General features: G+C 57.2%; 21 protein-coding genes and 1 riboswitch. Of the genes, 14 read left to right on the forward strand and 7 right to left on the reverse strand.

Translation table 11 applies throughout. The features are described 5' to 3' along the window. The 9 genes from NTW95_00815 to NTW95_00855 form a co-directional block, all read left to right on the forward strand. Positions 1-398: hypothetical protein (locus NTW95_00815; GenBank protein MCX6555968.1), on the forward strand; the 398-nt coding region annotated here is incomplete at its 5' end. A 16-nt stretch (positions 399-414) separates the two neighbouring features. Further along, positions 415-945 carry a nuclear transport factor 2 family protein gene (locus NTW95_00820; GenBank protein ID MCX6555969.1) on the forward strand — a complete coding sequence of 177 codons (531 nt, stop codon included), beginning with the start codon at positions 415-417 and terminating at the stop codon, positions 943-945. 78 nt (positions 946-1,023) lie between these two features. Next, positions 1,024-1,371 (forward strand): DHCW motif cupin fold protein, encoded by a 348-nt coding sequence (locus NTW95_00825; protein ID MCX6555970.1) that lies wholly within the window; start codon positions 1,024-1,026, stop codon positions 1,369-1,371. A 57-nt stretch (positions 1,372-1,428) separates the two neighbouring features. Next, positions 1,429-1,716, forward strand: coding sequence for a hypothetical protein (locus NTW95_00830; protein ID MCX6555971.1), 288 nt, complete (start codon positions 1,429-1,431; stop codon positions 1,714-1,716). A 56-nt stretch (positions 1,717-1,772) separates the two neighbouring features. Then, the gene (locus NTW95_00835) at positions 1,773-2,354 is read left to right on the forward strand and encodes a hypothetical protein (GenBank protein MCX6555972.1); all 582 of its coding nucleotides are present in this window, start codon (positions 1,773-1,775) and stop codon (positions 2,352-2,354) included. Positions 2,355-2,392: 38 nt separating this feature from the next. Next, positions 2,393-3,049 carry a lactate utilization protein gene (locus NTW95_00840; protein MCX6555973.1) on the forward strand — a complete coding sequence of 219 codons (657 nt, stop codon included), beginning with the start codon at positions 2,393-2,395 and terminating at the stop codon, positions 3,047-3,049. A gap of 10 nt (positions 3,050-3,059) precedes the next feature. Then, positions 3,060-3,923 (forward strand): GNAT family N-acetyltransferase, encoded by an 864-nt coding sequence (locus NTW95_00845; GenBank protein ID MCX6555974.1) that lies wholly within the window; start codon positions 3,060-3,062, stop codon positions 3,921-3,923. Positions 3,924-4,051: 128 nt separating this feature from the next. Beyond that, positions 4,052-4,255: a hypothetical protein gene (locus tag NTW95_00850; protein ID MCX6555975.1), complete on the forward strand. Its 204-nt coding sequence runs from the start codon at positions 4,052-4,054 to the stop codon at positions 4,253-4,255. A gap of 115 nt (positions 4,256-4,370) precedes the next feature. Further along, entirely contained in the window at positions 4,371-5,336 is a 966-nt protein-coding gene (locus NTW95_00855; GenBank protein ID MCX6555976.1) for an AEC family transporter, read from the forward strand. Positions 5,337-5,421: 85 nt separating this feature from the next. Here the strand turns inward: NTW95_00855 and NTW95_00860 are convergent, their stop codons facing one another. Further along, positions 5,422-7,110 (reverse strand): FecR family protein, encoded by a 1,689-nt coding sequence (locus NTW95_00860; GenBank protein ID MCX6555977.1) that lies wholly within the window; start codon positions 7,108-7,110, stop codon positions 5,422-5,424. 284 nt (positions 7,111-7,394) lie between these two features. On the opposite strand from NTW95_00860, the gene NTW95_00865 reads away from it, so the two are divergent. Beyond that, positions 7,395-7,604, forward strand: a complete 210-nt coding sequence (locus NTW95_00865; protein MCX6555978.1) for a TOBE domain-containing protein — start codon at positions 7,395-7,397, stop codon at positions 7,602-7,604. A 155-nt stretch (positions 7,605-7,759) separates the two neighbouring features. Beyond that, positions 7,760-7,973: riboswitch (molybdenum cofactor riboswitch) on the forward strand. Continuing rightward, the gene (locus tag NTW95_00870; protein ID MCX6555979.1) at positions 7,964-9,022 is read left to right on the forward strand and encodes a hypothetical protein; all 1,059 of its coding nucleotides are present in this window, start codon (positions 7,964-7,966) and stop codon (positions 9,020-9,022) included. Its footprint overlaps the riboswitch before it by 10 nt. 84 nt (positions 9,023-9,106) lie before the next feature. On the opposite strand, the gene NTW95_00875 is transcribed toward NTW95_00870, so the two are convergent. Genes NTW95_00875 through NTW95_00890 form a run of 4 tightly spaced genes read right to left on the reverse strand, consistent with a single transcriptional unit; the run spans position 9,107 to position 12,098 of the window. Then, positions 9,107-9,688, reverse strand: coding sequence for a hypothetical protein (locus NTW95_00875; protein MCX6555980.1), 582 nt, complete (start codon positions 9,686-9,688; stop codon positions 9,107-9,109). 31 nt (positions 9,689-9,719) lie between these two features. Continuing rightward, entirely contained in the window at positions 9,720-10,997 is a 1,278-nt protein-coding gene (locus NTW95_00880) for a S41 family peptidase (GenBank protein ID MCX6555981.1), read from the reverse strand. A 20-nt stretch (positions 10,998-11,017) separates the two neighbouring features. Continuing rightward, positions 11,018-11,563 (reverse strand): hypothetical protein, encoded by a 546-nt coding sequence (locus NTW95_00885; GenBank protein ID MCX6555982.1) that lies wholly within the window; start codon positions 11,561-11,563, stop codon positions 11,018-11,020. Continuing rightward, the gene (locus NTW95_00890; GenBank protein MCX6555983.1) at positions 11,547-12,098 is read right to left on the reverse strand and encodes a sigma-70 family RNA polymerase sigma factor; all 552 of its coding nucleotides are present in this window, start codon (positions 12,096-12,098) and stop codon (positions 11,547-11,549) included. Before NTW95_00890 ends, NTW95_00885 begins: the two co-directional genes overlap by 17 nt. Between NTW95_00890 and NTW95_00895 the strand changes: the two genes are divergently transcribed. Beyond that, positions 12,069-13,697 carry a sodium/proline symporter gene (locus tag NTW95_00895; GenBank protein MCX6555984.1) on the forward strand — a complete coding sequence of 543 codons (1,629 nt, stop codon included), beginning with the start codon at positions 12,069-12,071 and terminating at the stop codon, positions 13,695-13,697. The genes NTW95_00890 and NTW95_00895 overlap by 30 nt on opposite strands. Positions 13,698-13,890: 193 nt before the next feature. Next, complete coding sequence (locus NTW95_00900; GenBank protein MCX6555985.1) at positions 13,891-16,797, forward strand: diguanylate cyclase; 2,907 nt, start codon at positions 13,891-13,893, stop codon at positions 16,795-16,797. A gap of 4 nt (positions 16,798-16,801) precedes the next feature. Here NTW95_00900 and NTW95_00905 read toward each other — a convergent pair whose 3' ends face one another. Together NTW95_00905 and NTW95_00910 are read right to left on the reverse strand one after the other, a co-directional pair. Then, complete coding sequence (locus NTW95_00905; protein ID MCX6555986.1) at positions 16,802-18,151, reverse strand: ATP-binding protein; 1,350 nt, start codon at positions 18,149-18,151, stop codon at positions 16,802-16,804. A gap of 24 nt (positions 18,152-18,175) precedes the next feature. Next, entirely contained in the window at positions 18,176-19,555 is a 1,380-nt protein-coding gene (locus tag NTW95_00910; GenBank protein MCX6555987.1) for a sigma-54 dependent transcriptional regulator, read from the reverse strand. Between the two features lie 405 nt (positions 19,556-19,960). Between NTW95_00910 and NTW95_00915 the strand changes: the two genes are divergently transcribed. Beyond that, positions 19,961-21,988 (forward strand): ABC transporter permease (locus NTW95_00915; GenBank protein ID MCX6555988.1); only part of this gene is annotated, 2,028 nt, incomplete at its 3' end.

Raw genomic sequence — 21,988 nt, forward strand, 5'->3', positions numbered from 1 at the left:
AGGCTTTCCGACAGGGTTTACGCGGGGCGCTTGAGCGCTTTGCCTGGAAAACCATGGACCTCGATGACCTTCGCATACAATTCGAAAAAGCCAGCGGCCGCGACCTGAAGTGGTTTTTCGAGCAGTGGTTCATGCGCAAGGGCGCGCCGGAATTTTCCATCGGCTGCTGGTTCGCGGAACGCAGCAAGAACTGGCTGGTGCAGGTCATGATCACCCAGCTGCGGGACGTCTACCGGGTCAAGGCGGAGATCGCCTTCTACAAAAACTCCGCCCGCGAGATCAGGGACGTCGAGATCAATGGCCGGGCGACCACCTTTTCATTCCTCCTGCCCTTCAAGCCCCAGAGCGTCCGTTTCGACCCCGATTACAAAATCCTGCGCTGGAGCGAACAATTCTGATTTAAGGAGACAGCACATGAAAAACTTTGCCGCCGCCGCTCTGGCCGTATTTCTGGCATGGTCATGCGGCGCAACGGTTACGGCCGGGACAAACGCGGCCGACGAAAAGGCCGTGATCGCACAAGTGATCCACGACAATATCGGCTGGGCGCTGACCAAAAACCGGTCGCTGGCCGAGAGCACGATGGCCCACGACCAGCGCCTGTTCATCTTCAACCCCGATTCCGCAAGCACGGTCGGATGGGACGAGCTGGTCAAAAATTTCGACTTCTGGATGGATCCGCGCTTTAAAGCTACCGGGCTCGACATCCGCGATATCCGCATCGATTTATCGCGACAAGGCGATACGGCCTGGTGGTCGTGCATCCTCGATGACCTGTACGAGTGGGAAGGCCGACCCGGCGCTTGGAAAGACACACGCTGGACCGGAGTTTTGGAGAAACGCTCAGGCAAATGGCTCATCGTGCAGATGCATTTTTCCTTCGCTTCCGACAAGGTCGCGGCCGAGGTGAAAGCCAAGTTCGAAGCGGCGGTGAAGCCGCAATGAAGCCTTGAGCAATCCCGATTTGACAATTTTTTTTACTGGCTATACTGTGTTCGGGTCAGACCAGGCGGAGGTAGCCAGATGAATCAACCAGTAATCCCATACCAAGCGATCGATTGGACATCCGTTCCACGCATGGAATACAAGGGGGAGAGCGGGACCTCCTTTTGGCGGACCCTGCAGCTTCCCGGACTGCGGATCCGCATCGTCGAATATTCGCCGGGCTACCTGGCCGACCACTGGTGCCAGAAAGGTCACATCGTACACTGCCTGGAGGGCGAATTCGTCAACGAGCAGCAGGACGGCGCCAAGACCGTCATGCGCCAGGGGATGACCTACGTCGTATCCGATGGGGCCAGCTCGCACCGCTCGCGGACTGAAAACGGGGCGACCCTGCTGATCGTCGACGGCGATTTTTTAAAGCTATAAGCCAAAGGGATAGAAACCCGGTTTTTTAATGAGCCGTCATTGAAAATACGAATTAGGATGAAAACACTACACGTCACCGAGCGAAGCTCCTGGCGGGCCTGGCTGCGGGCCCACGGCGAAAAGGAAAAAGAGATCTGGCTGGTATTTTATAAAAGGCACACCGGCAAGAAGCGGCTGGAGTACGACGACGCCGTCGAGGAGGCGCTCTGCTTCGGCTGGATCGACAGCATTATCAAGCGCCTCGACGAGGTTGGCGGCCTTCCAGGCCGGGTAGCCTACACCCACCAGTACGCAGAGGCCAATGCCGGCCTGACTGATATTGACAATGGAAGCGGGGGGGGCTAGCATGGTTCCATAAAGTGGCTGGTTGCATGGGAGACGCCATGCCACGGGAGGGCAAGATGGTGAAAAAAACGCTTTCCATCTTGGTGCTTTCGGGGTTTCTTTTGTTGACGCTGGGACGTTGCGCGAAATCGGACGAGCTGAGCTCCGCCGAGGTGAACGAGATCTTCAACGTCGTATGCCTGGCGATCAACGACGCCCTGGGCCAGGCCAACGCCAGCGCCATGGCTTCGACGGGGCGCCCGGCCGGCACGCGGCATGGCGCGGACATCATCACCCGCTACATCGATTGGCAGGGAAGCGGGGCGTTCGCGGGCGTCTCGGTCCAGGGGCACATCACGGTGGACACCGAGAGCGGCGTCTTCGACGGCAGCTACACCTACCTGATCAGGCAGTTTGACGCCTCCAACCAGAAACAGACGGTGATCATCCAATACGCGAACGGCCAGTCCGTGTTCAACGGCCAGGCTTCGGAATTCATGCAGTTCAGCCATTGGGAAAACCACGACGAGTTCGTCATCATCATCGACGGCAAGCGCTACGACGGCAGCGAGTATTACACCCTCGACTCCGTTGGGTCGGTGGTGACCCTGGGCGGGACCGTCATCCTCAACGGCAAGGAGTACGCCCTGTCCAATTGAGTTCGGAGGCGCGTCATCAGCGACCGGGAGCGTCAAACATGAAGACGAAGAAAGACCACCGGCGGGAGAGCCGGAAGCGGCAGGCCGAGACCATCATCCGCAACTTCAAGAAGCGGGGCATCGAGGGTATCTATTGCGCTACCGGCGCCGAAGCGGTGAAGGCCGTCTGCGCCATGGTCCCGGCCGGTTCGCTGGTCGGGCTGGGTGGATCGGAAACCATCATCGAAACGGGGCTGATCGACGCCCTGCGCCGGATGGAGATACGCCTGCTCGACCGCTACCGGGAAGGAGTCAGCAAGGATGAAGTCAACGACATGCGCCGCCAGGGCCTGCTGGCCGATGTCTTCATCTGCAGCAGCAACGCCATCACCGCCGACGGCAGGCTGGTCAACGTGGATGGCACCGGCAACCGCGTGGCGGCGATGATCTTCGGCCCGAAAAAAGTGATCATCATCGCCGGGATGAACAAGGTCGCCGCGAACCTGGAAGGGGCCATTGCCCGCGTCAAGGGCATCGCCGCTCCGGCCAACAGCCTGCGCGTCGGCGTTGAAACGCCCTGCGCGCACACCGGCTTCTGCCAGGACCCGCATTGCCATCCGCCGCACCGCATCTGCTGCCAGCTGGTGGTCACCGAAGCCAACATGACCCCCGGCCGCATCATCGTGGTCCTGGTCAACGAGGAGCTGGGGTACTGATGGAACCGCCATGAACAAGACGACGGCTGTAAACATACGCGTCATGACGCCGGCCGACATCGACTTCGCCACTGGCCTCACCCACGCCGCCGGCTGGGCCAGCGAAAGCTTGGATGTTTTCACAGGATTTCTGGAACACGACGCGCCGGGCTGTTTCATCGCCGAAGCGGGCGGGGAAAAAGCCGGCGTCTGCATCGCCACGAAATACGTGAAAAACGGCTTCATCGGCGAGCTGGTCGTCAGCCAGCACATGCGCCTGCTGGCGATCGGCCAGATGCTATTCAAGAAAGCGCTCGACCACCTGCTCGCCGCCGGTCTTGAGAACATCTACCTCGATGGCGATCTCAATGCCGTGTCCTACTACGAAAGCATGGGGTTCAGAAAGGTCTGCCGGTCGCTGCGCTTCCGCGGCAGGATCAAGGGGAAGAAGCATGCCCATTTGCGTCATGCCAATCCCGGCGATCTTGAGCAGCTATGCGACCTCGACCGCGAGCTGTTCGGCGACGATCGCGGCTTTTTCCTGCGCCGGCGGGTGGAGAATTACCCCGGCCTCTGCCTGGTCTGCGAGCAGGAAGGCCGTTTGCGCGGCTGGATCATGGCCCGCCCCGGCGACGGCCTGCTGGCCATCGGCCCCTGGGCGGCGCTGGCCGGGAACGAGGAAGCCGCCTCGCTCTTGGAACAGCTGGCCAGCGAAAACAGCATGGCGGCCTTTCGCATCGGCGTCCTCGAAAAAAATACGGAGGCGGTGCGCCTGCTCCGCTCCTGGCCCGGCTTGCAGGAAACCATCCATTCCTGGTTCATGGTCCGGGGCAAATCCGACCGCCTGGGCAACCACCCGGCCTTGTACGCCGTCGGTTCGGGCGCCAAGGGCTGAAGAGAATACAGGGCCCGATATCTCCGCAGCGGCCGGGTTTCTTGATAGCCGGACAAACGGATATAGGCTAAATACACAGTCAGCACATACGTTTTATCCAACCAAAACAAAATCAAGAAGGACCCTCCATGGCAGAATTTTCAAATCAAACCCATTGCTTTTTTTGCCGGCGCGAATTGAACGACGGCCAGGGCCGCTACCGCTTTTTCCAGGGCGACGATCAGGTGGATTGCTGCCCGTCCTGCTTCGACCAGACCCGCCGCCTGTATCGGCGCCTGCCCGATGAGCCAGAAAAGGAAGGAACATCCCGCCAAGAGGAAAAAGAGTCCTAAGACAGGCGCGGCGTGAGCGCATGCGGCGGAGCCGGCCGGGCATTGGCGGCAGGCACATGGATTCCCGGTTGCGCGCCAGCCGGACCTGGGGTACAATGGCGGGCATGTGGAAACCATGCCGTTGAACCGGGAAATTCTCAACACCATGCTGGCCATCCTGCTGCCGATCGCCCTCGGCTACCTGCTGAAGCTGGGCCGGATCTTCAAGGAGAGCGAGATCGCCGCCCTGCGCAAGTTCGTCATGCGCGTGGCCCTGCCCTTCCTGATCTTCCAGAACCTGTACCGCGCCGATGTCGCCAGCCTGCAGCAGGCGCTGCCCATCGTGGCGGCGTTCATGCTGATCACCATCCTGTATACCCTGGCCGCCGGGCTGGTTGCGCCCTGGATGGGAAGCGACGAAAAACAGCGGCTGACTTTCGCCTTCGCGGTATTCGCCGGAAACTACGCTTTCCTCGGCTGGGGGGTGATCGTTTCGTTTTTCGGCGAGCAGGCCCTGACCCGGGCCGTGTTCTTCTCGATGTTCTTCTGGCCGGTGTTCCTGACCTGCGGATTTTTCCTGCGCCGCCGTTTCGAATCTCCGCCACCGGGCGTGGAAAGGCCGGCATTCCTGAAAATCCTGGCCCGCCATGCCGGCGTGCCGATCGCCACGGCCGCAACGGCGCTGGCGCTGAACATCGGCCGGGTGCGTTTGCCCGGGACCGTCGCCAGCTTCGTTTCCCAGTTCGCCGTTCTGGCCATTCCCATGATCCTCTTCGCCATCGGCCAGAACCTGAACCTGCTCATGCCGGCCGCCCGGCTGCGCCTGATACTGGCCGCCTCGATCTTCCGGCTGCTCGGCGGCTTCGCCCTGGGCATGGCGGTCGTGGCCGTATTGCGCCTGGTCTTCACCCTGGACAACCTCAGCCGTCAAGTCATCCTGCTGCAGGCGGTCATGCCCACGGCCACCATGGCCACTTTTTTCGGCGAATATGTCAGCATCGATGAAGAGCTGCTCTCAGGCGTCATCGCCGTCTCGACCATCCTCTCCTTTTTCAGCCTGCCGCTCTGGGTGATGGTCATCCGCGTCCTGGTCGGGCAATAAAAAATAACGGCGCAACCGTTTGCTTTGGCTCCGGCAGGACCAAATCCCGCAGGTACGCGTCAAGATATAAAAAAAACTCTAAAAATTATTCCCCGGGATCGTCCTTTTTTTCGGAACCATCGTCTTTGGTCCTGCCCCTGGAGACACTCTCGTCGCCATTGCTGCCAGGGGATACCGCTGGCGCGGAATTTTCAGGAACGTATACTCGCGCCGGCAAAACCATTCGCTCCACGCCGGCCTGGTGCAGCACGGATTGCCGGTCGGAAGAAATATTCAATTCGGGGCAAATAACAGCGTTCCGGGGACTTGAATAGCGAATGCTGTATCCACGCGCTTCGGCCCAGTGCCTGTCCGGGTTCCAATCCAGCATCGCTCCGCTGCCGCCGGCGTGCCTGTTCTCTTTTCTGGCTCCCAGTTCAGCAACAGGACGGGCTTTGCCAGCGGCATCCGGAATCGCGTTGGGCAGTTTCGCTCCCCGGTCAGGCGGCAATTTGTCCGTTCCGATGACGGACAAGGCATGATCCAGGCCCAAACTCTTGTCCGCATCGGCAGCCGGCCCCTTGTTGACATGCTTAATGATTTTCGCAAGCTTGCCCGGCAGGATATCCAGGTTCGGCTCCAGCTCCGTCCTGGTGATCCACGATTGCTTGATCTGTTCCCATACCTCCTGGTAGTACCGTCGCAGATAATCGTGCCGCCAGCCCAGAAGGCCTTTTTGACGAAAGAAAGTATCGCTGTAAGCCATTAAAAAATAGTAATCCATGGTCGGAAAAGTGCAAATACCGAAAAACTCAACAACGCCCGAATGGAACCATTCGCCGGGCAGCCATGTCCAGCCGCGGTTCAGCCATACCCAGGTGCCCATGTGGGCCGGCACCCAGCCCCAGGGTTCCTGGGGGACCAAAAACAGCTGGCCGTTGATGCGGACATACTCGGCATTGAAAAAGGGGCGCGCCGAATTGGCGAATCGCTCTTCGGCGGGTCTCCAGACATATCCGAAGAGCTCGTCATATACCCATTCGCCGACCAGCGAGGACCACTTCTCCGCCCAATCCCGCAAGGCGCTGTTCCCGAACTTCAATTTTGGCGGCACATGGCTTATCCCGAAATGAAGTTCCTTGAAATGACGGTCGACGTATTCGTTCCAGGCCACGAATTCCAGGTTTCTTTTTTCGCTGCTCGCGGCCAGGATATTGTCGGCAGCGATGACGTATGCCTGCCCCGACTTGACCTTGACCTTTTTGGGCGTCTTGCCGTCAGCCCCGTACAGGGCCTCGAATTTCCCCGCATCGGAAAAAAGGGCGGTACTGAGGTCGGCATTGAAACGGATGGTGGCCGCTGTCCTGCTTGCCAGCTTGACAGCCGCGTTCGGAGTGATGATCTGGAATATTTCCTGGTTGTACGTCTGGGGCAAGGTGTACAGCTGCCCCTGCAGCAGATGCAAGGTGGTGACTTTCCAGCGCGAAGTCAATGTCGGCGCCTGAACAGTAGTGATGCGCAGGCTGGTATTTTTATCCAGCCTGACTACCGTGCCGTTGTCAAACTGCAGCTCGCAGCGGCCGTTATTGCCGGTAACGATCGTATCGCCCGGCGCCAGGGGCACATTCACCACGGCTCTATCCTCGGTCTGATCGGAGCGGGTGATCGTCGCCTGATCCTCGACAAAAGATACATGGCCATAGATAGACACGCTTTCCGACGCCACGACCGGCAACGTAAGTGCCAGCAAAGCCACCCATGTAATAAATAGCAGAGAAATACGTCTTGCTTTCATGATTTTCTCCTTATTATACCTCAGTTCCAGCATTTACACTCCTGTTCCAAAACAAAACAAGCAAATTCAATGCCAGGATTCTTAGGGTTAAATGTACCGGAATCAGGACACATTGCCTTCAGCGATAGCAAAAACAGGACATGGCAAGTTGAAAATTGATAAAAAATAGCGGCCAATAACCTGATCTTTTCGCGAAAAAAGGAAAAAAAGCGCATTTATGGTAAAATAGTGCCAGAGCCCGGTCAAATGTGACCGCCAACTGGACTTGCAGCGAGGAGGAGAGAATGAAGATCAGCGCCAGGAATGTTTTCAAGGGAAAAGTGGCCGAAGTCAAACCAGGGAATGTCAACACCGAAGTGATCATCGACATTCCCGGCGGCATGCAGGTCGTTGCCATGATCTCCAAGGATGCGGCGGCCCTTCTCGGGCTCAAGAAAGGCAAAACCGCCTATGCCGTGATCAAAGCCTCCTCGGTCATGGTGGCGGTGGACTAGAAGGCCGCTGGTCTACGGTGTAGGGCAGACGGTAGACGGTAAGAGAAAGCACGAAATCTCTGTATTTGCAATTATTCGTATCAGTGCGGTTCACCGTATGCCGGAACCGTGTACCGTCTACCAAGCCGTTGACATAAAAAATATTTTAGATTACAATTCCCGCCTGACTCCGAGCCGAACGGGCTAAAGCGCAGCGAAAAGCCAAGCCCGCCGGCCGATAGAGCCTTATAACAAATTTTAAAATTTGTTAGCTTTTTAGAACAAATTTTGAATTTGCTATCCAAGGCTCTTATCCAGCTCTGCTGGGCCAGGGTATGACTGGAAACGGTCATGCCTTCCAACCTTGAAAAGGAGGTTTGATGAACAAATATTTTTTCCCCTGCCCAGACTTTGAGAGCAATAATTCCCTGAAAAAACTATGCCTGCAAGTCTTGTGTGTGCTGGCTATGTTCATGGTTTGCTTCAGCCAGGAGAACAACGACTTCTACGACAACACGCCCGAAAAAGCCCTGGCCGGCGCCCTGAAGATCGAGGTCGCCGGCGAGGTGGCCAACCCCGGCTTCGTCGACCTCGGCGGCTTGCCTCGGCGCTCGCTCATCGTCCGCGAAGCGCGGCTGGAAAAAGGGGCGATCGCTTTCATCGGCTCCTACCGCTACGACGGCTACTCCCTTTTCGATATCCTGAAGGAAAAAGTGGTTGCCAAGAAGAACCAGGCCGAGTTCCGCTCGATCATCGACCTGCTGGTGGCGGTGGAAAACGCGAAGGGAGAAAAAGTCATCCTGAGCTGGGGAGAGATCTACTACCCGTCGGCGCTGCACCGCGTCATCATCGCCGACCGCGTCGCGCCGATCATCCCCAGCGAAACGAAGGAGAACTGGCCCCTCCCGGAGGCCGCGAAACTGGTGTGCGGCGACGACCTGGTCAGCGAGCGCAACCTCGGCGCGCCGACCCGCATCACCGTGTTCTCGGCACCGCTGAGCCTGCCGGGAAAAAAGGGTCAGAAGCCGCTCTATGCCGCGAATTTCCAGGTGACTCCCGCCGGCGGCCAGACCGTTGCCTTCGACCCGGCCTGGTTTGGTCAGCTCCGGGTCTACCCCGCTGTATTCTATGGCCGGGGCAAGGGTTTCCACGGCATCGAGCAATTCATTGGCTGTCCGCTCAAGGACGCATTGAAGAACTTTTTCACCTTTGACAGCGCGACGCTGCAGCGGGGCTACATGGTCGTGGGTTCCGTCGACGGCTACCGCGTGGCCCTGACCTGCAGCGAGCTCTTCAACCGCAACGACCAGGCCGAGTTCCTATTGATCGACCGCGGCCAGGGCCAGGATGGCGGCCGCTATGCGCTCTTCCCGGCCCCTGATTTTTTCTCCGACCGCGCCGTCAAGGCGGTCGGCGCCATCCACTTTCTCACCTACTGAGCCCTCCCCAAAAAGAAACCCGCCGCTGCCTAGCAGGGCGGGTTTTCAATTCAATAAATGGGAGTAGAAATTTCCTGGGGTAGCTTATTTGTTTTCCGGTTTTTTGTTGGCCGGAGGGGGCGGCAGGATCCTGCTGCCGATCTTTTTCTTGAACTCTTCCCGCGCCTGGCGGCTGTCAAGATAGAACTGGAGCTGGACGAACTCCTCTTCCAACGCTGCCGCCATCTTGGCGATGCCGTCCTTTTCGCCCCAGGTCCAACGGACATAGGTCACATCCCAGACGAAATCGGTGAGGGCTTTGACGAAAGGATTCTCGAACAATTCGTTTTTGACGACCGGCGTGACGATCATCTTGAAGACGGTCAGCATGCGCCGGTAGCGGTTGAAGAAGATGTTGTCGATCAGGTTGGCCTCGCGGGTCATTTTGGCATCGATGGCAAGCTGATCCAGACGCTCGTTGACAACCGCGAAGCCGCCGCCCTTGGACGTCCCCGACGTGGTCAGATTGTCAAACAGGGTCAGCAGCGAATTGAGCAGCGCGTAGCCGTCCTTGACAGTCGCCGTTGCCGGGGCCGGGTCGGCTCCCGGGGCCAGGGCAACCGCCTCTTCGCCATGCAGAAAAAAGGCTATTGACAGGATGAACAGCACCAGAATTTTGTATTTCATGTGAACCTCCTTGCATTTTTTTTACAGCGCATCACTTGAGCCGCGGCAATTCCTCGCGGCTGAACCCGTACCCGGTGACCTGGAGCCGGGTGACGCGGCCGCGGCGGTCGCGGATGAACTCCAGGCGAACGGGATCGGACAGTTCGCTGGCGAACACGGTCGCGCTCAGGGGCGTCAGCAGCACCGTCTGCTCCGTTTCGCGTCGGTAGCGGAGCTGCCCGCCCTCGACCCAGACCCGGGCGGTGCCATAGGTCCCGGCCAGGCGTTGCAACTCAGGCAAACCCGGATCGACCGGCTGCGCGGCGGCTTTGGTGCGCTCCAGCGCCCAATCCAGCCTTTGCTGATCAACAGGGTTTGCCGCTTGCGCCCGCAATTTTTCCAGCGCCTGCAAATGGGCGGAAACGAGGGCGGTGCGGGCCGCGGTCTTGACATCGGGAATTACGCCGGTACCTTCCCAGTTGGAACCGGTTTTCTGGTCTACCGGGCGTCCCATCGGCATCCAGACGCGGAAACAGGGGGCGATATCCAGGATGCCGCCGGCATTGGCTCCGCCGCCGGTCGCCTCGCCGACGATGGTGGCGCGCTTGAGAACTTGAAAACGGTAGGCAAAACCCTCCGCCCCCGAAAAGGTGCGGGCGCTGGTCAATATGTACATGGGAACATCGGCGAGGCGTTTGCCGGGGATCCAAGCCAGCGTCCAAAAGTGCTCGGTGAAATTGTCGCCCCGGAATACCATGTCAAAGAGCGAGGTGGGTCGGGCAAAGAAATAAGCGGCAAAAAAAGGCATCATATGGGCGCTCCCCCCCGTGCAGTTACGGATATCGACGATCAAGGCATCGGCATTGGCCAAAAAAGCCATGGTGCCGGCCAGGGTATCTCCGGCCGCATCGGGCGGCATGAAGCGCCTGATGTCGAGATAGCCGACGTTGCCGGCAAGAATTTCCGCCCTGGCAAAGCCGAAATTGGCCTGGCGCATCGCCGCCTGCTCCGCGTCCTTTCTCGCCTTTTCCTGCTCCGGGGTTTTTTCTGCCGCGGGTGGCTCTGGCTCGGCGTAGCCGAAACGCAGATGGGCGTCCTTGGTTACGGCCTGCAGGTCGACGGTGACGGCAGCCCCGAAGGCGCGCGGGTCGTCGGTATTGTACGCGCCGTTGGCCAGACGCTGTTCAAGGAATTGGACGGCCTTCTCGGCCACATCGAGCAGAACGTATCTGGCTTTCAATGTCTTGCCAAGCTCGGCGATCGCCTGGGCTTTCTGTTCATTCGTTACCTGTGCCTGGCCCAGGCCGCCCAGCAGCCAAATCAGAAGCATATAAACAGATAATCTCATCCTCAGACCTCCCTGCATATTTGACAGAATTGGGTGAGCAGCCGCTCGATGGAATTTTCCCGGATCACTTTTTTCATTCTCCGCTGCACGGCCGCCGGGTCTCCGTGCTCGACGGGAAGGGAAGGGCCGACCGGTTTGATAACCGGAGCAGCGGCGCGGTTCAACCCGGCCGCTTCGCCCCACGGCGAAAACGAAGGGAAGAAATATGGCATGGCGAGGGGTTGCGGTGTCTGAACGTGCGGTTCCCAGCGGTGTCCGTACAGAAACGAATCGGCCAGCAAGCCGCCCGCTCCGGGTTCAACGGGAGTCGTTCGCCAGTTTCCCTGCAGCAAAAAAAACAGGGTCAGGCCGACGGCTAAAAGCAGAGAGGCGGCCGCCGCCAGAAAAGCGGGATGATGGACGGCCAACCCGAAAGGCCGGCGCACAGGAGCGATGGCCGGCGCCGTGGCAGGATCGAATCCCAGGCTGAGGAACCCGGACAGCGCCGCCTCCTTCTCCTTCTCGATCAGGCGGCTGATCTCCGGCCACGAATCACGTTGTTTTCCCATGGTGTTCCTCCCGGTAAAAACGCAGCACAGCCTGGCGGGCCCGGTTCAGCCGCGACATCACCGTGCCGACGCTGACCCGGAGCGCCGCGGCGATCTCCTGATAAGAAAGCTCCCCGTACTCGCGCATGACCAGCACGTCGCGCTGGCGGCGCGGCAGGCTGGCGATCGCCTTCCTGACCACGCGGATCTCGTCCTCGGCGCCGGCGTTGTTCTCGGGCGTGCGTAAATCGACGGCGCTGCATTCGGAAACGGGATGAAAGGCCCCGCGCGCCTTGCGGCGCCGGGCCATGTCCAGGCAGGTGTTGCGGGCGATGCGCATGATCCAGGCCTGCAGGCGGCCGGGCTCGACGTCGCGGCAATGGCTCAAGGCCTTGGCGAAGGTGTCCTGGGTCAGGTCGCGGGCGTCGGCGGCATTGCCGACAAAACCCAGGCACAGGCAGAAAACCTTGTCCCGGTAGCCGAGCAGCTCCTGCCACAAGTCGCCCGTTTCTCGGGCGGATGCCGGATGGATGCTCATCGTCTCCTCGACTCTCAATATCGCTTCCTGCATCATACCCTAAAAACGCGCCCGGGGGCAAAATATTCCATCCCGGAGGTGATTTATGCTACAACGGGATACCCGCACCTTGCAGGCATAGTCATCCCCTACCGGCAAACCCATGGTATTTTTTGCCAGTTATTTATAATATTTCGGGGATATGCTATAGGTTTAGCAAGGAGGAAAATCAGACATGTTAATCATTTTTGTTCTGTACCTCGCCATCCTGATGGCCATTACAGCTTATACGGCAAGAATGTCAAAAAATTCATCCGATTTTATTTCCGGAGGAAGAAGGATCGGAGGTGTCGCTCTTGCCCTTTGATAGGGATCCAGGCCATATGGTTTGCTCTGGGTTGTGTGATAGGCATCATTTTCATCTGGTTTGTAATGGGAAACAGGCTGAGAAAGGAATCCGAAGCCACCGGGGCACGGACGATCACCAGCATGATATCCAGAAAATTCCCCGGAGCCGAAAAAGCGATCGGCACGATCTCTTCGCTGATCATAATATTTTTCCTCCTGTTTTATATCACGGCCCAGTTTTACGGCGGCGGCAAAGTCCTTTTCGACACCTTCGGCATCAACCAAACCTTGGGCATCGTCATCGGCTCGCTGATCGTGGTCGTCTACTGCATGATCGGCGGTTTCATCACGGTGGTGGCCACCGATGTCTTTCAAGCGCTGCTGATGATCATTTCATTGATTGTTATGCCGATTATTCTCCTATACCTTATTTCAATAAATCACATCGATATTGCCGCTGGCCTCCAGAAGGCCGGAGCGACTTATCTTTCCGCCACCGGAGGAAAAACAGGAATGGGAGCCTTCCTGCTGATCCTGAGCGGCATGAGCTGGGCGCTTGGGTATACAGGGCAGCCGCAGCTCCTGACGAGGATGATGGTCATAAGGAGTGAGCGGGATTACAGAAAAGCCAAATGGGTCGCAGGGACCTGGACCTTTTTCGCATATGCCGGAGCATTGCTGGTCGGATTCATGGGAATTGTTTTTGTCAAGGAAGGATGGGTCGGTGCCGGTGCGGTGGCCCGGCTGGCTGCCGACAAAGGCCATGAACTGATATTCCCGGTCTTGGTGAATGCCTTCATGCCGACGGTGATCGCAGGATTCCTGTTATCGGGGGCGATTTCTGCAATGATGTCCACAGCATCTTCCGAGATCATCTTATGTTCTTCGGCAATAACCGAAGATATATATGGTAATTATACAAAGAAAAAAATGGCTCAAAAAAAAGAACTCTGGTTCAACAGAGTTATTACCTTGCTTGTTGGCCTGGTCGCATTTTTCCTTGCCTTGCATCCAAGTGATTCCATTTTCAAGATGGTGTCCTATGCCTGGTCGGGAATAGGTTCGTCATTCGGCCCGGCAATCCTGCTGGTTCTTTTCTGGAAAAAGGTTTCCCGGGCAGGCGTGATCGCCTCATTGCTTTCCGGAACGATTGGAACGATCATCTGGAAAGCATTCTTTGAAAAACCTACCGCAATATCAGAACGCCTAACCAGTTTCGTTTTTGCTTTTACCATGGCCGTCCTATTTTCATTGCTGATTCCCGAGAAAAAATCAATAGTGAAAAATTAGTAACTTAAAGCAAATTAACTTGGTGAAAAAACAAAATAATTTGCTTTCTAAGTTACTTATCCTGCGCAGCAGGGTTAAGCGATCATCAACGAACAGGCAAAAAAAGCAGGCCCCTGATCGTCAGCAGCCAGCTGTTCACCATCTGGCTTGAAAATCGCCGGGATTTGCGCTATAAATCAACTTGGAAAGGCAAATGCTCATGAAAAGGAACCGGCTTCTTCTGTTGGCGCTGCCGCTGTGGCTGCTGGCCGTCGCCCGTTTCTCGCTCCCGGCGCTCGACCCAAACCTGGGATTGAACGAATACGCGATTGAGCGTTACTCCACCGAGAACGGCTTGCCGCAAAGTTCGGTCCTGGCCATGGCACAAACCCGCGACGGCTATCTTTGGCTGGGCACCTACGAGGGGCTGGCCCGCTTCGACGGGCTGACCTTCACCGTTTTCGACAAGAGCAACACGCCGGGAATGGAGAGCAACGGCATCAAGGCCTTGGCCGAAGACAACGAAGGCCGGCTCTGGATCGGGACGACGGCCGGCTTGCTGCGCTACGCCGCCGGCCGTTTCCAGCGCTTCGACGAGCGCCAGGGGCTGTCTTCCCAGTTCATCATGTGCCTGTTCCTGGACAGCTCCAACACCATGTGGGTCGGCACCACCAACGGGCTGTACCGCTGCCGCCATGACCGCTTCCAGGCGCTGACCACCGCCCGGGGGCTCTCCGCCAACTACATCACCGCCCTGGCCGACGACGGCGAAGGCGGCATCTGGATCGGTACCGGCCAGGGGCTGAACCACTTCCAGGACGGGAAGATACAGGTCTATGCCGCCAGCAACGGGCTCCCCCATGCCGACATCCGCGCCCTGCATCTCGACGCGCGCGGCACGCTGTGGATCGGCACCAGCGGCGGCGGCCTGATCCGCTTCCGCGCCGGCCGCTTCGAACCGCTGCACGAAAAGCTACTCTCCGCCGACATTCGCGCCATCTTCCATGACCGCCATGGAGTCGCCTGGATCGGCACCAACGAGGAGCCGCTCATCCGCATCAAGGATGGCGAGGTCGCCATCATGGACCAGTCCCTGGGCGGCGTGTCGTCGACGCGCTCCATCCTGGAGGACCATGAAGGCAGTCTGTGGGTCGGCACCCGCGACGGCCTCCTGCAGCTGAAGGACGACAAGTTTATCCTCTACGGGGCACGCAACGGTTTGCCGGTGGACCCGGTGCGGGCAGTGTTCGAGGACCGCCAGGGCGCCATCTGGGTCGGCACGGTCGGCGGCGGCCTGGTCCGGCACCAGGGAACGGAGTGGCGGGTTTTCGGCAGCGATCAGGGCCTGCTCAGCGAGCATGTCTGGTCCATCGCCCAGGGCAGGGACGATTCGCTCTGGGTGGGCACCTACGGGGGCGGGCTGTTCCGCATGCCGGCGGCCGGAAAGCCGGGACGCTTCGCCCGCATAGCCGGGGTGGCCAACGACATCATCCGTTCCCTCCTGTCCGACAGCCGCGGCCGCATGTGGGTGGGGACGAACGGCGGCGGCCTTTACTGTATCGAGAACGGGCGCACCAGCAATTTCAACACCAAAAGCGGCCTGCCCAGCGACTACATCTACGCCCTCGCTGAGGATCGGGACGGGCGCATCTGGGCCGGCGCCTACAACGGCGGGCTGGCCGTGCTTGAAGGCGGGCGCTTCCGCGCCATCCTTTCCAAGGAGATTCACGACCAGCCCGTATGGGTCATCCATGCCGACCGCGAGGGCGACATCTGGGTCGGGACCGACCATGGCGGCCTGCTCTGGATCCGCGGCGACCGCGTCTTCCGTTTCTCGAGCCGCGACGGCCTGTACAGCGACCAGGCCTTCCAGATCCTGGAAGACGACCGCGGCCGGCTGTGGATGAACGGCAACAAGGGCATCTACCACGTCGACAAGCAGGACTTGTTCGCCTTCGCTTCCGGGCGTATCTCGCGCATCCCCTGCGTCTCCTTCGGCAAGTCGGAGGGCATCAAGGTGACCGAGAGCAGCGGTCCGGCGCAGCCGGCCGGCTGCATCGACCGTCGCGGCCGCATCTGGTTTCCGACCATCCGCGGCCTTTCCATGTTCGATCCCGACCGCCAGCTTCTCAACCGCGTCGAGCCGCCGCTGGCCATCGAAAGGGCCGTCCTCAACGGCCGCGACTTCGCGGTATCTTCCCCGGCGACCGTGGCGCCGGGAAAAGGCAACATCGAGATCGCCTACACCGCCGTCAGCTTCCTGCAGGTGGATAAGATGCGCTTCGCCTATCGCCTCGACGGCTTCGATTCCGAATGGGTCCAGGCGGGCAACCGCCGCTCGGCCTTCTACACCAACCTGCCCCCGCGCGCTTACACCTTCCGGGTCATCGCCGGCAACGGCGACGGGGTGTGGAACTACCGCGGCGGCTCGTTTTCCTTCATCCTGAAGCCGTATTTCACCCAGACGGCGCTGTTCGGCTGGCTGCTGGCCGCCGTCGCCCTGCTGCTGATTACCGGAACTTTCGTTCTCCTCCTGCACCGGGCCAGGGTGCGCGAGCGCAAGCTGGAGCGCATCGTGGACGAGCGCACCGCGCAACTGCAGCGCCTGGCCCGCTTCGACGGGCTAACCGATCTGGCCAACCACCGAACGTTCTACGAGACCTTCCAGAAGGAATGGGCCCTGGCCGTGCGCGAGAAGAAAACGCTGTCGTTGATCGCCATAGACATCGATTTCTTCAAGCCGTACAACGACACCCTCGGGCACCAGGAGGGCGACGAGTGCATCCGCCAGGTGGCTGCGGCCATCCGCTCCCAGACCAAGCGCCCGGCCGACCTGCCGGCGCGCACCGGCGGCGACGAATTCATGGTGCTGCTACCGGGGACGGAATACGAAGGCGCGCTGGCCATCGCCGCCAGCATCCGCGCCGCGGTCGCCGCCGCCGTCATCCCCCACCCCGCCTCGCCCGTCGCTTCCACGGTCACGGTCAGCCTGGGAGTGGCCAGCACCACCCCGCAGGCCGGCGCCGAACCGGGTCAGCTGGTCGAGCGCGCCGACCAAGCCCTTTACCAGCAGAAGCGGCAAGGGCGCCACCGTACTGATCTTTTTACCAACCGGGATTGACGATTTAAAACCGCAGCGAAAAGACCGTCCCTTTGCCAGGCTGGGAGTTGACCGCGATGATGCCGCGATGCAAATGCATGACCTGGCGCGAAAAACTCAAGCCGATGCCCGAGCCTTCTTTTTTGGTGGTGAAAAAAGGGATGAACACCTTTTCCTTGGCCTCGGGGGCGATCCCCGGCCCGTTGTCGCTGACCTGGATGACCACGTGGCCGCGGTCGCTGATCCAGGAAGTCAGCTGGATGCTCGGCTTTTCGCGCCCGCCAAGGGCTTCCATGGCATTGAGTAACAGGTTGATCAGCACCTGTTCGGTCAGATCGGGGTCGGCCGTCATTTCCAGTGAGGCTGGCTCGACGCTGGTCCGGAAGGCGATGCCCTGGCGGGACAATTTGTCCTGCATCAATTTTTCCACCCGTTGGAACAGCTGGCTGACCGGGAAAATCTCGAACTGCGGTTTGGGGATCAGGGCCACACTGCGATAGGCGTTGACGAAGCGCATCAGGCCCTGGCTACGGCGGTCGATGGTTTGCAGCGCCTCGCTCACGTCCGGGTTCCAGGCCGGGCGAACCGCCGCGCTCTCTCCTTCGGACGCGCGCAGCAGGGAAGAGGCGGTAGCGGCCAGCGAGGCGATCGGCGTGAGCGAATTCATGATCTCATGGGTCAGCACCCGGGTCAGGCTCTGCCAGGCTTCGGCCTCCTTCTCTTCCAGTTCGATCTGGATGTTCTGCAGCGAGACCAGTTTATAGAATTGATTCTGCAGCTTGAATTCGGTCGTATATAATGCCAGTTGTAGGACTTCATCGGCTTGCTCCAGTTTAAAGAGGGATTTTTCGCCGGGGCGCAAGCGCTCGATTTCGTCGATTAGCGGCTGGAACATGGGCGGCAGATCACGGATATGGCGCAAATGGGTGACGCGGAGCAGCCGCTTGGCCACGTTGTTCAGCAGATCGACCGAGCCGTCGCTGCGCAGCGACAGCAGGCCGATGCCGATATGCTGGACCACGGTCAGCAGGTAGCGGTACTGCTCCTCTTTTTCGGCGCGGGCGCGCTGGAACTGGCCGCTGATCTCGCCGAAAGCGGCATTCAGGTCGGCGAACGATCCGCCCAGCCCATCGATGCCGGGGGATAGGGAAAAATCATGGTAGCGCACGGCCTGCAGGAATCTGGCCAGGCCGCGGTTGCAGCGGTCGATATAGCGGAACAGCGAGAGCAGCGCGTAAACGAAAACCGTTGCGCCCAGCAGGGCCGTAAACCCCAAGCCGGAAAAACGCAGCTGGTAAAAGAAGAATGCCGTTGCCAGCGCCAGCAGCATCAGCCGCCAGGCAACCTGAAATCCGAAACGCCGGCTGACTTTCATGAGCAACCGATCCGTCGTCCCGCTCTAAAGGCCATACTTTTCCAGGCGCCGGTACAGGGCGGCGCGGGTCAGTCCCAGCTCTTTGGCCGCCTGGCTGATGTTGCCCTGGTATTTGCTCAGAGCGCGGCGGACAAGGATTTCCTCGGCCTGTTCCAGATTCAAATCCTTGAAGGCCAGTTCTTCGGCGCTTTCCAGCTGGTGCGAAAAGGAAAAATCGCCCGGCTGCAGCACCAGCGCATCGCTCAAGATCACCGCCCGCTCCAGGGCGTGTTTCAATTCGCGGATATTGCCCGGCCAAGGATAAGCGGTTAATTTTTTCAAAGCGGTTTCACTGATGCTCTTCGGCGCCTTCTGGTACTTACGGCAGGCCTGGTTGGTGAAATGGTAGGCCAGCGGCTTCAGGTCCGCGAACCGTTCCCGCAGCGGCGGCAGGTGGATTTCGACCGTATTGACGCGGTAAAGGAGGTCCTGGCGGAATTGCTTGCGGTTGACCAGTTCGGCGATCGGCATGTTGGTGGCGCAGATCAGGCGGATATCGACCTGAACGGGAGTGTTGGAACCCAGGCGGGTGATCTGCCGGGTCTCGAGCACGCGCAGCAGCTTGGCCTGCAGTCCCAAAGGCAGGTTGCCGACCTCGTCCAGGAAGAGGGTGCCGCCCGAAGCCAGTTCGATGCGTCCGATGCGGTCGCTGCGCGCATCGGTGAAGGATCCCTTGACATGGCCGAACAGCTCGCTTTCAAAAAGCGTTTCGCTGATCCCGCCCATGTCGACGGCCAGGAAAATCTCGTTGGCCCTGGCCGACTGCCGGTGCAGGGCCCGGGCCACCAGCTCCTTGCCGGTGCCGTTTTCACCGATGATCAGCACGTTGGCGTCGGTGGCCGCCACCTTGGCGATGGTCTGGAATATGCCCTGCATCGCCGCCGATGAGCCGATGAAATCGTGGAAGGGGTGATCCATGTCGGCGCTGAGCTGCTGCTGGCGCCGGCGCAGGTTTTCCGCCTCGAAACGGGACGAGCGCAGCTGCAGGGCGGTGGAGACGGTGGCCAGCAATTTTTCGTTCTGCCAAGGTTTGAGGACGAAATCGCTGGCTCCCTCCTTGATGGCCCGCACCGCCAGGTCGACATCGCCGTAGGCCGTGATCAGGATGACCACCGCCTGGGGATCGGCAGCCAGTATCTTTTCCAGCCAGAAAAAACCTTCCTGGCCACTGCTGACATCGCGCTCGAAATTCATGTCCAGCAGGATGACGTCAAACACCTCATCTTTAAGCAATTGCGGGATCAGGGCCGGATTTTTTTCACCGCGCACCAGCTCGACATGCTGCTTGAGCAGAAGCACCGCGGCTTGCAGGACATCGGCATCGTCATCGACGATGAGGATTTTTCCCGAATTTTTTTTCATCATTCCCCTATTCATGAAAAATCCGGAGCATTTTCCTTGCCATTATAGCATAATGCAAAAAAGTTCCCAATTAAAGGAAGAAAAGTCGCGCTAGGGCCCGATCCCCAAAAAAATCACTGTCCGAAAACGGACACCCTTGTTCCGCCAGCGGACATCCGAGCCCTGCGTTTTTTCAATAAATGAGGAGGTCAGCGCGACTGGTGAGGCATTTTTTAGAGTGCCGGCGCCCTTCTCGGTCCTTTTGCCCCGCTGTGGGACACTTTGGCATCAAACTTGCTTTTTTATTCCCGAGGCATCCATGGAAACGAAATGCATCATCTCTAAGTTGATCTTGGCTGATGAACCCATCGGCAACATCGATTCAGACATCCGATTAATTGTTTTAAGTATGAATAGAGAATAAACAAAATGATAATAAATTATTTTAAAACGGCATTCAGAAATCTTATCAAAAACAAATCGTATGCATTTATAAGCGTATTCGGACTGGCGATTGGAATGGCGGTTTGTATTTTACTATTATTGTACGTCAAGCACGAGTTGAGCTATGACCGTTTTAATAAAAATGTAGCTAATATATACCGGTTGTGCCAACCTCAGCATCCCTATAATTCGCCGCAAACGGCAAAATTATTGGCTGATAACCTTCCGGAAATCAAAGATTATGCACGAATTCTTATAAGCGGAAACGATATCATTCAGTATAAAGAAAAAAGATATTTAGAAAAAGAAAATGTATTAGCCTATGCTGATGCCAGTTTGTTTCGCATCTTCTCTTTTAAATTCAAACAGGGATATCCTGAAAAAGCGCTGCAACAGCCATTCACTATGGTAATCTCTGAAAAAGCCGCCCGCAAGTATTTTGGCAATGAAAACCCTGTTGGCAAAGTATTAAAATTGAACAATCAATACGATTATATGATTGCCGGCGTGATGGAAGATATGCCGCAAAATTCCCATTTCCGTTACGATATTATCGCCACACTCACCGCTGCCGAAAAGGTGGTCGGCGTCGATTGGATGAATAATTGGGGATGGCAAAATTTCCTGGTCTATTTTGTCATGCAAGAGCAATTCTCCCAACCAGCCTTTGAAATAAAATGCAGCGAACTAATAGCTAAACACAGTAATTCCGGGCCAAATAGTCCTTCAGTTAAATATTCGATACAAAGCCTGAAAGACATTCACCTCTACTCTCATTTTGAAAATGATATTCAACCGCAAAACAGTATCACCTATGTGCTTATATTTTCAGCTATTGGTTTTCTCATTTTACTGATTGCCTGCTTTAACTATGTCAATCTATTGACCGCCAATGCAACAACACGGGCAAAGGAGATCGCTATCAGAAAAGTAGCCGGCGCATCACGCAATCATCTGGCGATGCAATTTATCGGCGAATCTTTTATCGTACTATTTATGGCCTTGATCATAGCACTTGTTTTTGTTGCAATGTTTTTACCTGTTTTCAATGCACTTTCAGGAAAAGTACTGTCATTTGCATCCCTAGTGCAAGTGAGCACGATTCTGGAAATTCTTGCTATTGTTATGGTCACAGGTGTTCTGGCCGGGTCCTATCCCGCTTTTTTTCTTTCAGCTTTTCAACCGGCAAAAATGCTAAAAGCATACACAAACACAGGTAAAGCCAAATTTAATTTTAGAAAATTGCTGGTCGGGGTGCAATTTACAATTGTTATTATTCTAATATGCTGCGCCCTCTTTATGTTCAGTCAAATCCATTTCCTGCAAAATAAAAAGTTAGGGTTTGACAAGGAATATACACTGATATCGGAAATCAATAATACTACTGATGATGTTGAAAAATATACCGCCTTGAAGCAAGCACTGCTTAGGGAGAGCGTGGTCGGAAGTGTTTCTATAGCCTCGCGTATTCCTTCAGATCCTCTTACTGACGGGGGAGCATTGATACCGCAAGGACAATCCAAGCCGATAGAATTGCCGTTTGTTCACGTACACTACGATTATTTTGAAACACTGGGCATAAAAGCTTCGCAGGGCCGCCTTTTCTCAAGTAAACTTAAAACCGATGCCGATGAAACTATCATTCTGAATGAAGCTGCCGTGAAAAAACTGGAATTAAAAGGGAATCCAATCGGGCAGTCGGTTGCTTGCAGTTGGCCGAAATCGAAAAGAAAAATCGTCGGCGTTGTTAAGGATTTTCACTTTGAGTCGCTTTATGAGACCATCCGTCCCACGGTGTTTGTTGTTTCTTACAGACAATGTCACCAACTTATAGTTAAAGTTAATCCGTCAAACGCCAAAAGTACTATTAACAAACTTGAAGCAATCTGCAATAGTTTTTATCCAGATGGGATATTTGAATTTCATTTTTTGGATGATAAGCTTGAGGCTCTATATAAAAAAGATAAAAATACTTTCCAATTAATGGGCTATTTTACCGCACTGGCAATTATT

It is taken from the genome of Candidatus Aminicenantes bacterium (assembly GCA_026393795.1).
Classification (GTDB): domain Bacteria; phylum Acidobacteriota; class Aminicenantia; order UBA2199; family UBA2199; genus UBA2199.

Bases quoted from the DNA above. Each gene is read 5' to 3' on its own strand.
- NTW95_00820 (MCX6555969.1), top strand. From the start codon at position 415: ATGAAAAACTTTGCCGCCGCCGCTCTGGCCGTATTTCTGGCATGGTCA.
- NTW95_00825 (MCX6555970.1), top strand. From the start codon at position 1,024: ATGAATCAACCAGTAATCCCATACCAAGCGATCGATTGGACATCCGTT.
- NTW95_00830 (MCX6555971.1), top strand. From the start codon at position 1,429: ATGAAAACACTACACGTCACCGAGCGAAGCTCCTGGCGGGCCTGGCTG.
- NTW95_00835 (MCX6555972.1), top strand. From the start codon at position 1,773: ATGGTGAAAAAAACGCTTTCCATCTTGGTGCTTTCGGGGTTTCTTTTG.
- NTW95_00840 (MCX6555973.1), top strand. From the start codon at position 2,393: ATGAAGACGAAGAAAGACCACCGGCGGGAGAGCCGGAAGCGGCAGGCC.
- NTW95_00845 (MCX6555974.1), top strand. From the start codon at position 3,060: ATGAACAAGACGACGGCTGTAAACATACGCGTCATGACGCCGGCCGAC.
- NTW95_00850 (MCX6555975.1), top strand. From the start codon at position 4,052: ATGGCAGAATTTTCAAATCAAACCCATTGCTTTTTTTGCCGGCGCGAA.
- NTW95_00855 (MCX6555976.1), top strand. From the start codon at position 4,371: ATGCCGTTGAACCGGGAAATTCTCAACACCATGCTGGCCATCCTGCTG.
- NTW95_00860 (MCX6555977.1), bottom strand. From the start codon at position 7,110: ATGAAAGCAAGACGTATTTCTCTGCTATTTATTACATGGGTGGCTTTG.
- NTW95_00865 (MCX6555978.1), top strand. From the start codon at position 7,395: ATGAAGATCAGCGCCAGGAATGTTTTCAAGGGAAAAGTGGCCGAAGTC.
- NTW95_00870 (MCX6555979.1), top strand. From the start codon at position 7,964: ATGAACAAATATTTTTTCCCCTGCCCAGACTTTGAGAGCAATAATTCC.
- NTW95_00875 (MCX6555980.1), bottom strand. From the start codon at position 9,688: ATGAAATACAAAATTCTGGTGCTGTTCATCCTGTCAATAGCCTTTTTT.
- NTW95_00880 (MCX6555981.1), bottom strand. From the start codon at position 10,997: ATGCTTCTGATTTGGCTGCTGGGCGGCCTGGGCCAGGCACAGGTAACG.
- NTW95_00885 (MCX6555982.1), bottom strand. From the start codon at position 11,563: ATGGGAAAACAACGTGATTCGTGGCCGGAGATCAGCCGCCTGATCGAG.
- NTW95_00895 (MCX6555984.1), top strand. From the start codon at position 12,069: ATGGATGCTCATCGTCTCCTCGACTCTCAATATCGCTTCCTGCATCAT.
- NTW95_00900 (MCX6555985.1), top strand. From the start codon at position 13,891: ATGCTCATGAAAAGGAACCGGCTTCTTCTGTTGGCGCTGCCGCTGTGG.
- NTW95_00905 (MCX6555986.1), bottom strand. From the start codon at position 18,151: ATGAAAGTCAGCCGGCGTTTCGGATTTCAGGTTGCCTGGCGGCTGATG.
- NTW95_00910 (MCX6555987.1), bottom strand. From the start codon at position 19,555: ATGATGAAAAAAAATTCGGGAAAAATCCTCATCGTCGATGACGATGCC.